General features: G+C 67.7%; 15 protein-coding genes. 3 read left to right on the top strand and 12 right to left on the bottom strand.

Annotation, left to right across the window (positions count from 1 at the left end; all coding sequences use genetic code 11):
• Window positions 1-2: 2 nt before the first annotated feature.
• The gene (locus tag ACMGEZ_RS11925; RefSeq protein WP_436822472.1) at window positions 3-710 is read right to left on the bottom strand and encodes an ABC transporter ATP-binding protein; all 708 of its coding nucleotides are present in this window, start codon (window positions 708-710) and stop codon (window positions 3-5) included.
• A gap of 86 nt (window positions 711-796) precedes the next feature.
• On the opposite strand from ACMGEZ_RS11925, the gene ACMGEZ_RS11920 reads away from it, so the two are divergent.
• Complete coding sequence (locus ACMGEZ_RS11920; RefSeq protein WP_436822471.1) at window positions 797-1,384, top strand: arylesterase; 588 nt, start codon at window positions 797-799, stop codon at window positions 1,382-1,384.
• Window positions 1,385-1,479: 95 nt separating this feature from the next.
• On the opposite strand, the gene ACMGEZ_RS11915 is transcribed toward ACMGEZ_RS11920, so the two are convergent.
• Both ACMGEZ_RS11915 and ACMGEZ_RS11910 read right to left on the bottom strand, forming a co-directional pair.
• Window positions 1,480-1,683, bottom strand: coding sequence for a hypothetical protein (locus ACMGEZ_RS11915; protein WP_068685948.1), 204 nt, complete (start codon window positions 1,681-1,683; stop codon window positions 1,480-1,482).
• A gap of 69 nt (window positions 1,684-1,752) precedes the next feature.
• A complete protein-coding gene (locus ACMGEZ_RS11910; RefSeq protein ID WP_436822470.1) occupies window positions 1,753-2,946 on the bottom strand; it encodes a cystathionine beta-lyase in 1,194 nt (397 codons plus the stop codon).
• Between the two features lie 47 nt (window positions 2,947-2,993).
• On the opposite strand from ACMGEZ_RS11910, the gene ACMGEZ_RS11905 reads away from it, so the two are divergent.
• Both ACMGEZ_RS11905 and ACMGEZ_RS11900 read left to right on the top strand, forming a co-directional pair.
• Window positions 2,994-3,908: a helix-turn-helix domain-containing protein gene (locus ACMGEZ_RS11905; RefSeq protein ID WP_436822469.1), complete on the top strand. Its 915-nt coding sequence runs from the start codon at window positions 2,994-2,996 to the stop codon at window positions 3,906-3,908.
• Window positions 3,895-4,338, top strand: a complete 444-nt coding sequence (locus tag ACMGEZ_RS11900; RefSeq protein WP_436822468.1) for a VOC family protein — start codon at window positions 3,895-3,897, stop codon at window positions 4,336-4,338. Before ACMGEZ_RS11905 ends, ACMGEZ_RS11900 begins: the two co-directional genes overlap by 14 nt.
• 13 nt (window positions 4,339-4,351) lie before the next feature.
• Here the strand turns inward: ACMGEZ_RS11900 and ACMGEZ_RS11895 are convergent, their stop codons facing one another.
• From ACMGEZ_RS11895 to der, 9 genes are all read right to left on the bottom strand, one after another.
• On the bottom strand, window positions 4,352-4,876 hold the full coding sequence (locus ACMGEZ_RS11895) for a phosphoribosyltransferase (protein WP_436822467.1): 525 nt from the start codon (window positions 4,874-4,876) through the stop codon (window positions 4,352-4,354).
• 32 nt (window positions 4,877-4,908) lie between these two features.
• On the bottom strand, window positions 4,909-6,240 hold the full coding sequence (locus tag ACMGEZ_RS11890; protein WP_436822466.1) for an adenylosuccinate synthase: 1,332 nt from the start codon (window positions 6,238-6,240) through the stop codon (window positions 4,909-4,911).
• 19 nt (window positions 6,241-6,259) lie between these two features.
• Window positions 6,260-7,411, bottom strand: coding sequence for an ATP phosphoribosyltransferase regulatory subunit (locus ACMGEZ_RS11885; protein ID WP_436822465.1), 1,152 nt, complete (start codon window positions 7,409-7,411; stop codon window positions 6,260-6,262).
• Window positions 7,412-7,484: 73 nt separating this feature from the next.
• Window positions 7,485-7,673, bottom strand: coding sequence for a DUF2065 domain-containing protein (locus ACMGEZ_RS11880; protein ID WP_068685938.1), 189 nt, complete (start codon window positions 7,671-7,673; stop codon window positions 7,485-7,487).
• Between the two features lie 15 nt (window positions 7,674-7,688).
• Entirely contained in the window at window positions 7,689-8,588 is a 900-nt protein-coding gene (gene hflC / locus ACMGEZ_RS11875; RefSeq protein ID WP_436822464.1) for a protease modulator HflC, read from the bottom strand.
• Between the two features lie 13 nt (window positions 8,589-8,601).
• Entirely contained in the window at window positions 8,602-9,930 is a 1,329-nt protein-coding gene (gene hflK, locus ACMGEZ_RS11870; protein WP_436822463.1) for an FtsH protease activity modulator HflK, read from the bottom strand.
• Window positions 9,931-9,982: 52 nt separating this feature from the next.
• Window positions 9,983-11,173 carry a GTPase HflX gene (gene hflX / locus ACMGEZ_RS11865; RefSeq protein WP_436822462.1) on the bottom strand — a complete coding sequence of 397 codons (1,191 nt, stop codon included), beginning with the start codon at window positions 11,171-11,173 and terminating at the stop codon, window positions 9,983-9,985.
• 53 nt (window positions 11,174-11,226) lie between these two features.
• Complete coding sequence (gene hfq / locus ACMGEZ_RS11860; RefSeq protein ID WP_056582504.1) at window positions 11,227-11,472, bottom strand: RNA chaperone Hfq; 246 nt, start codon at window positions 11,470-11,472, stop codon at window positions 11,227-11,229.
• 190 nt (window positions 11,473-11,662) lie between these two features.
• The gene (gene der, locus ACMGEZ_RS11855) at window positions 11,663-13,006 is read right to left on the bottom strand and encodes a ribosome biogenesis GTPase Der (protein WP_436822461.1); all 1,344 of its coding nucleotides are present in this window, start codon (window positions 13,004-13,006) and stop codon (window positions 11,663-11,665) included.
• Between the last annotated feature and the right edge of the window lie 10 nt (window positions 13,007-13,016).

Genomic DNA, 13,016 nt, shown 5'->3' with positions numbered 1-13,016 from the left:
CCTCAGACGCTCTGGTCGCCCTGGTCGTCGAAGCCCACGCGCCCGGCCTCGATGGTGATGCGCCGCTCGCATTGGGCGGCGATGCCGCGGTCGTGCGTCACCAGCACGAGCGTGGTGCCCAGTTCGCGGTTGAGGTCGAACATCAGCCGCATCACCTGCTCGCCGGTGGCGAAGTCCAGGCTGCCGGTGGGCTCGTCGGCCAGCAGCAGCGCGGGCTGGACGACGAAGGCGCGGGCCAGCGCCACGCGCTGCTGCTCGCCGCCGGAGAGCACCTTGGGATAGTGGTTGAGGCGCTGGCCGAGGCCGACGCGCCCGAGCATCTCGGTCGCGGCCTTGCGCGCGTCGCGGCGGTCGGCCAGCTCGAGCGGCAGCATCACGTTCTCGAGGGCGCTGAGATTGCCCAGCAGCTGGAAGCTCTGGAACACGAAGCCGACCTTGCGTGCCCGAAGCGCAGCTCGGTCATCCTCGTCGATGGCGAACAGGTCCTCGCCGGCCAGCTTGACGGTGCCGCGGGTCGGCGTGTCCAGCCCGGCGACGATCGACAGCAGCGTGCTCTTGCCCGAGCCGGAGGCGCCGACGATGGCGGCGGTCTCGCGCTCGCCCAATTTGAAGTCGATGTCCTGCAGAATATCCAGCGTGCCGGCGGAGTCGGTGACCGACTTGAAAACGTGTTCGACGGCGACAATGGCTGCGGGTGGGTTCGAGGACATTGAATGAGGGTTTGCGCGTGGTGAATCGACGTCACTTTATCTTGACCGGCACCGGGGCCGGTTTCGCGGGGTATTGGCCGGTCGCCATGGCCCAGGCTGGGGCTGCGCGCAAGCCGGTGATCCTGATCGTCGGCGACTCGCTTTCCGCCGAGTACGGCCTCAAGCGCGGCGAGGGCTGGGTGCCGCTCCTCGAGAAGCGGCTGGCCGAGCAGAAGATTGCCGCCACGGTCATCAACGCCAGCATCAGCGGCGACACCACGGCCGGCGGCCGGGCGCGATTGGCGGGATTGCTGTCGCAGCACAAGCCGACGCACGTGGTGCTCGAGCTGGGCGGCAACGACGCGCTGCGCGGCCTGTCGCTCGCGGGCACCGAGGACAACCTCATGCAGATGACCAAGGCCGCGCAGGCGGCCGGGGCCCAGGTGCTGATCGTCGGCATCCAGGTCCCCCCGAACTACGGCAGCGACTACACGCGGCGCTTCGAGGCGATCTTCACAAGGGTGGCCAGCAGCACCAAGGCGGCGCTGGTGCCCTTCCTGCTCAAGGGCGTGGCCGACGGCGCCGAGGCGGCGACACTGTTCCAGCCCGACCGCATCCATCCCACGGCCGCCGCTCAGCCACGCATGCTGGACAACGTCTGGCCGGTGCTGCGCAAGCTGCTTCCACCCAAGTGAAGAAGTGAAGCCACAGTCACGAAAAAAGCCGCTGCAGGTCTCGCCTGCGGCGGCTTTTTTCCACTGATCGGGGTGCCGAGCGGTGTCGGAGCGGCTCAGCCGTCCTTGGTCGGCAGATCCGGCACCGTAGGCGGATCGCGTTCCAGCGAGGCGACATCGGTTTCGGGGTCGCCTGGCGCGAGGCCTTCGCTGCTGGGGTTCAGCTTGCGAGCGGCTTTTTCGCGCGCTTTTTCTTCCTTCTTCTTCTTCTTGGCCAACTCCTTCTGACGCTTCTCGTAGCCGTAGTTCGGTGTTGCCACGTGTACTCCTTCCTGAAAGGCAGTCCCGGTGACTGCGCGTTCCCCACTGTACGCGATAACCGGGCCGGTTCAGAGCGCCGCGAGAGCCTGCTCGAGGTCGGCGCGCAGGTCCTCGGCGTCTTCCAACCCGACCGAGAAGCGCACCAGCGTGCCCTTGTGCGGCCAGTGCGAGACGCCCGGGTCGCGCATCAGGCCGATGTCGTAGGGCACGACCAGGCTGATCGGTCCGCCCCACGAATAGCCGAGCCGGAACAGCTTCAGGCTGTCGCAGAAGCGGTCGACCTGCGCGGCGCTGTAGCGGCCATCGAACACCACCGAGAACAGGCCGGCCGCCAGGTCGGCGGCACCGCACAGCCGCAGCCAGTGCGCATGGCCCGGCGAGCTTTCGAGTGCAGGATGCAGCACCTGCGCGATCTCGGCGCGATCGGCCAGCCAGCGGGCCAGCTCGCGTGCGCTGCGGTCGTGCGCCTCGTAGCGCAACGCGATGCTGGGCAGCGAGCGCAGCAGCGTCTCCACGTCCCCCACGCCGACCCCGAAGCCCATGCGCATGTGGCTGAGCTTGAGCGCGCGGTGCAGCCGCTCGTCGCGTGTGACGACGCTGCCCATCAGCAGGTCGCCGCCGCCGCTCGGGTACTTGGTGAGCGCCTGGATCGAGATGTCGACGCCCTGCCCGCTGCCGTTGAAGTCGAAGGGAGCGAAGGCAAGGCCTGCGCCCCAGGTGTTGTCGAGGGCCGTGAGCACACCGCGGGCGCGGCAGGCCGCAACCAGCGCCGGCAGGTCCGGAAACTCCATCGTGACCGAGCCGGCCGCCTCCATCCACACCAGCCGGGTGCGCGCCGAGAGCTTGGCCGCGAGATCGGCCGGGCTCATCGGATCGTAGAGCCGGTACGTGATGCCGAAATTGGCCAGCTCGCCGCTGCACAACGCCTTGTTGGGGCCGTAGGCGTTGTCGGGGAGCAGCACCTCGTCGCCGGTCTTCAGGAAGGCGAAGGCCACCAGCGCGATCGCCGCCAGGCCGCTGGGTGCCAGCAGGCATTCGGTGCCGCCTTCCAGCGTCGCCAGGCGCTCCTCGAGGGTGAAGGTGGTGGGCGTGCCGTGCAGGCCGTAGGTGTAGCCCGCCTTGGTCTTCCAGTCGCGGGCGCGCATGGCCGCGACATCGGTGAAGAACACGGTTGACGCCTTGTAGACGCCCGGCTGCGGCGCGGCGAAGTTCGCGGGGGGCTTGTAGGGGTGATGGATCAGGTCGGTGATGGACTTGGGCATGCCGCCATGCTAGTCGACGCCCGCGCGCTGGCGCCGGACAATGGCGCATGCTGCTGACCCGCGCGCCCTGCCCCGCGCTTCGCGCCTTCGTCCGCTCCGTGTGGGTGGCGAGGCCTTCCGAGGCCTGCGTCAGTGCGGCCGTGCCGCTGCGGGAGCATGTGCTGCCGACCGGCGACATGCACCTGGTGCTGCGCCTGTCCGGCCCGCCGCTGCGGCTGTTCGCCGGCGCCTCGGATGCGACCGGCTACACCGTCGGCTACGCGATCGTCGGCGGGGCCCGCTCGGTCTTCCATGCGCGCGATGTCTCGGTCGCGACCGGCTCGGTGGGCGCACAGCTGCGGCCCGGCGCGGCGTGCGCGCTCTTCGGCCTGCCGGCCGGCGAGCTGGCCGAGCGCCACACGCCGCTGGAGGCGCTCTGGGGCCACGCCGCCGCGGAGCAATTGCTCGATCGTGTGCACGCGGCCACCGGTCCCGAGGCACAGCTCGCCGTCTTCGAGGCCCTGCTGGCCGAACGCCTTGCTCGGCAGCCGCGCGCCATGCATCCGGCGGTGGCCGGCGCCCTCGCCCGGCTGGGCGGCGGCCTGCCGATCCGGGCGTTGGTCGAGGCCAGCGGCTACAGCCATCGGCGCTTCATCACCCTGTTCCGAGACGCCGCCGGCCTGGCGCCCAAGCAGTGGCAGCGAGTGCAACGGCTGCAGCGCGTCGTGACGGCCCGGCCCGGCGTGCTCGCCCGGCCCTGGGTGGAGCTCGCGCTGGATGCCGGCTACAGCGACCAGTCCCACTTCAACCGCGATTTCCTGGAGATCGCGGGCATGACGCCCCAGGCCTACCGCCGGGCGGCGCCGGCCTCGCCCAACCATGTGCAGGCCGGGTTCAATTTCGTCCAAGACCGAGGGCGGGCGCATGGCCAGAATGATGGCCGGACCCACACTTGCAAAGGAGGCCCCGATGGCCATTCATGAACTCTTCGCCTATCTTTGCGTGAACGACAGCGCCAAGGCGATCGCCTGGTACGGCGAGGTCTTCGGCGCGACCGAGAAATTCAGGCTGACCGAGCCCAGCGGCCGCATCGGGCATGCCGAGCTCGACTTCGGCGGCACCACACTGATGCTGTGCGACGAATTTCCCGAGTACGGCATCCGCGGTCCCCTGAGCACCGGCGCGACCTCGGTGACGATCCACCTGCATGTCGACGATGCCGACGCAGTGGTCGAGCGCGCGCTGGAGGCCGGCGCCGAGCTCGAGATCGCGGTGCAGGATCAGTTCTACGGCGAGCGCTCGGGGTCTTTTCGCGACCCCTTCGGTCACCGCTGGAACATCGGCCACAGCATCGAGCAGCTGTCGCCCGAGGAGATGCAGCGTCGCTACACCGAGATGCTGAAGCAGCAGTGACGCCCCTGCGTCTTCAGACCGACCATTTCTCGATCAGCTTCTCCGCCCCGAGCGAGTCGTAGCCCTCGAAGGGCTGGTGGATCCAGGGATTGGTGGGCAGGTACTCGACCGAGTAATCGGGCGTGAAGGTCGACAGCGCCTTGGTCCAGATGACGGCGCTGCGCAGTTCGGTGATCGGCGCGTAGTTGCGCTTGAGCATCTCCACCACCGCGTGCAGCGTATGGCCGGAGTCGGCCAGGTCGTCCACCAGCAGCACGCGGCCGGCGATCTCGCCCTTGGGGGTGGTGATGTAGCGCGCGATGTCCAGGTGGCCCTGGATGGTGCCGGCATCCGCCCGGTAGGAGCTGGTCGACATGATGGCCAGCGGCTTGTCGAAGATGCGCGACAGCACGTCGCCCGGCCGCATGCCGCCGCGCGCCAGGCACAGGATGGTGTCGAACTGCCAGCCCGACTGGTGCACCTTGATCGCGAGCTTCTCGATCAGGTTGTGGTACTCGTCGTAGCTCACGTAAAGGTGTTTGCCGTCTTCAGTCAGCATGGGAAGCCATCTCCTCGGGGGGGGTCGTTCGTTCAATCTGCCAGATACGGGTGCCGCATCATGATCGTGTGATCGCGGTCCGGACTGGTGGACACCATGTGGATCGGCACGCCGGTGACCTGCTCGATGCGCTGCAGGTAGAGCCGCGCGTTGATCGGCAGCTTGTCGTACTGCGTGACACCCACGGTGCTCTCGGTCCATCCCTCGAGCTTCTCGTAGACGGGGGTGCAGCGCTCGATCTCGTCGGCGCCCAGCGGCAGGATGTCGGTGTATTCGCCGTCCAGCTCGTAGCCGGTGCACAGCTGCAGCTCCTTCAGGCCGTCCAGCACGTCCAGCTTGGTGATGCACAGGCCGGAGAGGCCGTTGACCTGCGCCGAGCGCTTGAGGAGCGCGGCGTCGAACCAGCCGCAGCGGCGGCTGCGGCCGGTGGTCACGCCCTTCTCGGCACCGACGGTGCTCAGGTGGTAGCCGACGGTGCCGGGCTTGTCCCATTCGAGCTCGGTCGGGAAAGGCCCGCCGCCGACGCGCGTGCAGTACGCCTTGGTGATGCCGAGGATGTAGTGCAGCAGACCAGGACCGACACCCGCGCCGGCCGCGGCGTTGCCGGCCACGCAGTTGCTGGAAGTCACGTAGGGGTAGGTGCCGTGGTCCACGTCCAGCAGCGTGCCCTGCGCACCCTCGAACAGCAGGTTGGCGCCCGCACGATGAGCGTCGTTGAGCTCGCGCGAGACGTCGGCCATCATGGGCTTGAGCAGTTCCGCGTGGCGCATCGCCTCGTCGTAGACCGCATCGAACTCGATTGCCGGCGCACCCAGCACCTGGGTGAGCACGTGGTTGTGCAGCTCGAGCAGCACGCGCAGCTTGGCCGCAAAGCGATCCGGGTGCTTCAGGTCCTGCACGCGCAGGGCGCGGCGCGCGATCTTGTCCTCGTAGGCCGGGCCGATGCCGCGGCCAGTGGTGCCGATCTTCTCGATGCCGCCCTTCTCGCGGTAGGCTTCGCGCGCGATGTCCAGCGCGGCATGGACCGGCAGGATCAGCGGGCAGGCCTCGCTGATGCGCAGCCGCGAGCGCACCTCGACACCGGCTTTCTCCAGCCCCTCGATCTCCTCGAAGAGCTTGGCCGCCGACAGCACCACGCCGTTGCCGATGTAGCACTTGACCCCGGGCCGCATGATGCCGCTGGGGATCAGGTGCAGCGCGGTCTTCACGCCGTTGATGACCAGCGTGTGGCCCGCGTTGTGACCGCCCTGGAAGCGCACGACCCCCTGCGCGCTCTCGGTCAGCCAGTCGACCAGTTTGCCCTTGCCCTCGTCGCCCCATTGGGTGCCGACGACGACCACGTTTCGTCCGGTGGTAACGCTCATGATGCTTCGCTTTTCAGATTCAGATGGCTTGGACTTTCCACTGCCCGCCCCGCTCGATCAGCTCGCGGTCGCAGTGGAATTCGTCGATCTCGCTCTCGTGCCCGGGTAGCGCGCAGACCACGGTCTCGCCCTGGCTGCGCAGCGCGGCGATGGTCTTGCCGAGACCCGGGGCGTCGCTCCAGGGCGCGCGGATCGCGGCGCGCAGGGGCCGCACGGGCAGCACGCCCACGAGCTCGCGCACGTCGAGGCTGAAGCCGACGGCGGGGCGATTGCGGCCGAACACCGCCCCCACCTCGTCATAGCGGCCGCCGCGTACCAGCGCGTCGCTCGCGCCCTCGGTGTAGATGCCGAAGCGCATGCCGCTGTAGTAGGCATAGCCGCGCAGGTCGGCCAGGTCGAAACTCACGCGCGCGCCGTCCAGCCGCTGCGCCAGCTGCTTCAGGTCGGCGAGCGCCTGGCGCATGCCGGCCGTGTCGGGCAGGACCTTGGCTGCTTCGTCGAGGACCGCGGCATCGCCATAAAGATGCACCAGAGCGAGCAGGCCTTCGCGCGAGGCGGCGGGAAAGCCCGCGGTGAGCTCGCGCAGGGCACTGGCGTCCTTCGTGGCCAAGGCGGAATGGACGCGCGCAATGACTTCCGCATCGACCGGCACGCCGGCGAGCAGGGCACGCACGATACGCGCGTCGGCCAGGTCGACGATGACGGGATTGCTGACCGCGGCCGCGCGCAGGCAGTCGAGCGCCAGGCGCAGTACCTCGGTGTCGGCCTCGAGGCCGGCGTGGCCATAGATCTCGGCGCCGAACTGGAGCGGCTCGCGGGTCGCGTGGGGTCGGTCGGGCCGGGTGTGCACCACCGGGCCGCAATAGCAGAGGCGGGCCACGCCGCGGCGGTTGAGCAGGTGGGCATCGATGCGCGCGACCTGAGGCGTGGTGTCGGCGCGCAGCCCCATGCTGCGCCCGGAGAGCTGGTCGACCAGCTTGAAGGTCTGCAGATCCAGCGCCTCCCCGGTGCCGGACAGCAGGGACTCCAGGTGCTCGAGGAGAGGCGGCATCACCAGCTCGTAGCCATAGCCACGGGCAGTGTCGAGCAGCTGGCGTCGAAGTTCTTCGATGTGACGCGCCTCGGAGGGCAGCACATCGGCAATGTGATCCGGGAGGACCCAGGCGGACATGAGGGGCGGGGGCGTGGTTAAAACCGGATTCTACCGGGCCACCGGGGCACACTCGCCCGCAGGAAACCGCGACTCAGGCCAGGACCCAGAGCAGGAAGAGCCCCAGCAGGATGCTGCACAGACCGAAGAAGCGCAGCTGCCCGTCGCGCAGTTGCATGAGCTGGCCGAAGCCGCGCCGCCACCCGCCGGGCGACACGAAGGGCAGGAGCCCTTCGATCACCAGCACGAGTGCCAGCGCGCTCCAGAACGTCTCTGCGCTCACGCCTGAACACTGCGCCTAGCGACGCACCGCCGCCGCCGGGCCACCCGAACTCTGCATCGCGCGGAAGAAGTCCGACGAGGGGTCCAGGACCATCACGTCACTCTTCTTGTTGAAGCTCTGCTTGTAGGCATCGAGGCTGCGGTAGAACTGCGCGAACTGCGGGTCGCGGCCGAAGGCGTCGGCATAGGCCGACGCGGCGCGGGCGTCGCCCTCGCCCTTGATCTTCTGGGCGTCGCGGTAGGCATTGGCGACGATCACCTCGCGTTGCCGGTCGGCATCGGCACGGATCTTCTCGCCCTCGGCGAAGCCGGTGGAGCGCAGCTCGTTGGCCACGCGCTTGCGCTCTGCCTCCATGCGGCGGTAGACCGATTCGGTGATCGCCTCGACATAGTCGACGCGCGTGACGCGCACGTCGATGATGTCGATGCCCCAGGGCTTCGTGCCCTTCACCACCGCCAGCATCTCGCGCTGCACGTCGTTCATGAGAGCCTCGCGGCGCGTCGAGATCAGCTCGCGCACGGTGCGCTTGTTGACGTTTTCCTGGAAGGCGTTGCGCACCACGCGGTTGAGCTGCACCGCGCCGGCGTTCTCGTCGAGGCCGACGTTGCGGATGTATTCCGAGGGGTTGGTGATGCGCCAGCGCACATACCAGTCGACCACCACGCGCTGCTTCTCGGCCGTGAGCATGGGCTCGGGATCGAGGCTGGACAGAGTGAGCAGGCGCTTGTCGATGTACGACACGTTCTGGAAAGGCGGCGGCAGCTTGAAGTTCAAGCCCGGCTCGGTAATCACTTCCTTGATCTGTCCGAGCGCATAGACCACGCCGAACTGGCGCTGGTCGACCACGAAGAGCGTGGAGCTCAGGAGCGCCAGCGCCACGAGGACCGACGATACGATGAAGCCTAGTCTGTTCATGCTGTGTTGCTCCTCAGCGCACGTCGCGGTCGCGCGAGCGGCCGTCGCGTGCACGCGCGTCGTTGGGTGGGACGACGGGGATCACCGACGACTGAGGCGGCGCGGTGCCGGCCACGTTCGGGCTGGCGCCGTCGGCAGGCGCGCCGCCCCCGGGCTGGCCGGACATCTGGATCAGCTTGTCGATCGGCAGGTACAGCAGGTTCGAGCCCTGCTTGGAATCGACCAGCACCTTGGTCGTGTTGCTGTAGATCTGCTGCATGGCGTCGGTGTACATGCGGTCGCGCGTGACCTGCGGCGCCCGCTGGTACTCGGTCAGCACCGAGCTGAAGCGCTGCGCGTCGCCCTGCGCCTGCGCGATGATCCGCGCCTTGTAGGCCTCCGATTCCTCCTTCAGGCGCGATGCGGTACCCGTGGCGCGCGGCACCACGTCGTTGGCATAGGCCTGCGCCTCGTTCTTGGCGCGCTCGCGCTCCTGGCCGGCCTTGAGCACGTCGTCGAAGGCGGCTTGCACCTGTTCCGGCGGACGCAGTCCGCCCTGCTGCAGGTTGATGCCCACCACCTCGATGCCGACCTTGTAGCGGTCCAGGATGTTCTGCATCAGCGCGCGCACGCGCGGAGCGATCTGGTCGCGTTCCTCGGCGAGGGCCGCATCCATCTTCATCTTGCCGACGACTTCGCGCACTGCGGTCTCGGCAACCTGCACCACGGTATCGGTCGGCGTCTTGCTTTCGTAGAGGTAGGCTCGCGCGTCGCTCAGGCGGTACTGCACCGCGAACTTGATCTCGACGATGTTCTCGTCCTCGGTCAGCATGGCCGACTCGCGCAAGCCGGTCGAGCGCACGATCGAGTCGCGGCCGACGTCGATCGAGCGGATCTGCGTCACGACCACGATCTCATGGCGCTGGATCGGATATGGCAGCCGCCAGTTGAAGCCCGCGCCCACGGTCGTCTTGTAGCGGCCGAACTGCGTGATCACGGCCTGCTGGCCTTCGTTGACGATGAAGAAGCCGGTGCCCAGCCAGATCAGCACGGCGACAGCCGCCACCAGGCCGAGGCCGACGCCGGCATTCTTCATGTCGGGCTTGAGGCCATTGCCGCCATTGCCCCCGTTCGGGCGGCCGCCGTTGCCGCGCCCGCCGCCGAACAGGCCGCCGAGCTTGCGGTTGAAGTCGCGCCAGAGCTCGTCGAGATCAGGTGGACCCTGGTTCGGCCCCTGGCCGCGCGGACGGTTGTTGTTGCCGGAAGATCCGGAATCGTCATCGGGACGGTTGGCATTGGGACGATCCCCGTTCGAGGACGGCTCGTCGCCGCGGCCCCAACGCCCGTCATTCAGGTTGAACATGCCCTGAAATCGTCTCCACACTGGCTTTGCATTCATTCGATCTCTTCTCTGGTCAGTGGGGCGATTGTGCCAATCCGCCGGGGGGACCGTGCAATTCGGCGTCCGGCTCTGGGGTCATGGCCTCGCTCACCGAAGGCGCGCGCCGTCCAAGCTCGGCCCGCAGCGCTGCCACGCCCTCGCCGGTAAGAGCGCTCAGGAAGATGCGCGGCACCTGCACGCCGTCGACTTCGATCTCGTCGGCAAGCGACAGCGGCCGCTGCGTGTCGTCGAGGGCGTCGAGCTTGTTGAAGACCAGTAGCTGCGGCACGGTGTCGGCGCCGATCTCCTTCAGCACCGACTGCACTTCGGCCATCTGCTCCGGATGGTGCGGATTGGAGGCATCCACGACGTGCAGCAGCAGATCGGCGTCGACCGCCTCCTGCAAAGTGGCCTTGAAGGCATCGATCAGCCCGTGCGGCAACTCGCGGATGAAGCCTACGGTGTCGGAGATCGACACCTTGCGGCGTGCGTCACCGAGATACAGATGCCGCGTGGTGGTGTCGAGCGTGGCGAACAGCTGGTCGGCCGCGTAGGCGCGCGCCTTCACCAGTGCATTGAACAGCGAAGACTTGCCGGCATTGGTGTAGCCGACCAGCGAAATGTTGAAGGTGTCGCGGCGCTCGCGCTGGCGCCGCTGGGTGCCGCGCTGGCGCTGTACCTTGGCGAGCCGTTCGCGGGTGCGCCGGATGGCGTCGCCGATCATGCGGCGGTCGAGCTCGATCTGGGTCTCGCCCGGGCCGCCGCGCGCGCCGATGCCGCCGCGCTGGCGCTCCAGGTGCGACCAGCGCCTCACCAGGTGCGTGCTGAGGTATTGCAGCCGCGCCAGCTCGACCTGCAGCTTGCCCTCGTGGGAGCGTGCGCGTTGCGCGAAGATCTCGAGAATCAGGAAGGTGCGGTCGTACACCGCGACCCCGAGCTGACGCTCGAGGTTGCGCTGCTGCGCCGGGCTCAGTGCCTGGTCGAAGATCACCTCGCTGGCGCCGTGCAGCTCGGCCAGCTCGCGGATCTCGTTGGCCTTGCCGCTGCCGACGAACAGGGCCGCGTCAGGGGCTCGGCGCTTGGCTACCAGGCGCACGACCGGCGCAAGGCCCGCGGTCTGCGCAAGCAGTCCGAGTTCCTCGAGTTCGCCGTCGAAATGCGGCAGCCCGAAATCGACACCGACGAGGACGACGGCACCGTCTTTCCGGGAATTCAGTTCAGACAAGCGGAATCAATTGAAAAGAAAGCGCGGCGGGCGGGCCGCCGCGCTCCGTGCACTCAGGCAGCAGCGTCGTCGTTCTCGTTTGCCGAGAAATTGACTGCGCGACCCGGCACGATGGTAGAGATGGCATGCTTGTAGACCATCTGGGTCACCGTATTGCGAAGCAACACGACGTACTGATCGAAAGACTCGATCTGCCCTTGCAGCTTGATGCCGTTGACCAAATAGATCGAAACCGGCACGTGCTCTCGACGCAAGGTATTCAGAAAGGGGTCTTGTAGGAGTTGCCCTTTATTGCTCACGATATTCTCCGTGTTCAAGAGTAGTTGTTGGACCGGTCACCTTAACACAGCACTTCCGCACTGCAGCACGAAACCCGAATGGCCCCCTAAAAATAACGGCACTGAAAGGCGGAACTTCGAGCGCCCGCACTGCTCGCGTCCGTCCCGGCCGCATCAGCAATGCGGCACCCGCTACGCCAACAGCGGACACTCAGCCTTCCTTGTCTGCATAGGGATTGTGCGAGGTCTTGAACTCGATGCGCAGCGGCGTGCCGACCAGATCGAACTCCTTGCGGAAGCGTCCCTCGAGAAAGCGCCGGTAGGCCTCGGTGACGTGCTCCAGCGAATTGCCATGGATGACGATCACCGGCGGGTTCATGCCCCCCTGGTGCGCATAGCGCAGCTTGGGCCGGAACATGCCGGACTTCTTGGGTGTCTGGAACTGCACGGCTTCCAGCAGCAGGCGCGTGAGCACCGGTGTCGACATCTTGCGGGTGGCAGACTTGTGCGCCTGCGCAATAGCCTGCCAGAGCGGGCCCAGCCCCTGGCGCCGCGTGGCCGAGATGAAGTGCAGGGAGGCGAACTTCAGGAAGGCCAACCGGGTCTCGATCTGGCGCTGGATCTGCTCGCGCTGGTAGCTGTCGACGGCGTCCCACTTGTTGATTGCGATCACCACTGCGCGGCCGCTCTCCAGGATGTACCCGGCGATGTGGGCGTCCTGGTCGGTGACGCCCTGGGTGGCGTCGATCAGGAGCAGCACCACGTTGGCGGACTCGATGGCCTGCAGGGTCTTGACCACCGAGAACTTCTCGATCGCCTCGAACACCTTGCCCTTGCGCCTGAGGCCCGCGGTGTCGATGAGCTCGAAGCGCTGTCCGTTGCGCTCGAAGGGCACCGAGATCGCGTCGCGCGTGGTGCCGGGCAGGTCGAAGGCGACCAGCCGCTCCTCGCCGAGCCACGTGTTGATCAGGGTGGACTTGCCGGCGTTGGGCCGGCCCGCGACGGCCAGCTTGATAGGTTTGTTGACGTCTTCTTCCTCGTCCTCGTGTCCCGGCTCGGGCAGCGCCAGCGGGTCGAGCGCGAGCTCGACCAGGCCGCGGATACCCTGCCCGTGCGCGGCCGAGACGCCGTGCACCTCGCCGAAGCCCAACTCGTAGAACTCGGCGAGCCGCGCGTTGTCCTTCATGCCCTCGGCCTTGTTGGCCGCCAGCACGCAGGGCTTGCCGAGGCGGCGCAGCTCGTTGGCGATGTCGTGGTCCTGCGCCGAGAGCCCCTCGCGAGCATCGACCACGAAGATCACCACGTCGGCCTCGGCCACCGCCTGGCGCGTCTGCTTGGCCATCTCCTTGAAGATGCCGGCGCCTGCGTCGGGCTCGAAGCCGCCCGTGTCGATGACGATGAACTCGTAGCGGCCCTGGCGGCCGTTACCGTAATGGCGGTCGCGCGTGAGACCGGCGAAGTCGGCGACGATGGCGTCGCGCGTCTGGGTCAGGCGGTTGAACAGCGTCGATTTGCCGACGTTGGGGCGCCCAACCAGTGCGATGACGGGTTTCATGGTCGAGCGC

Origin of the sequence: Variovorax stachyos (assembly GCF_051400855.1) — a bacterium.
Classification (GTDB): Bacteria; Pseudomonadota; Gammaproteobacteria; order Burkholderiales; family Burkholderiaceae_C; genus Variovorax.
Note: the sequence above shows the minus strand (reverse complement) of the source record. Positions and strands in the feature narration are given on the sequence as shown.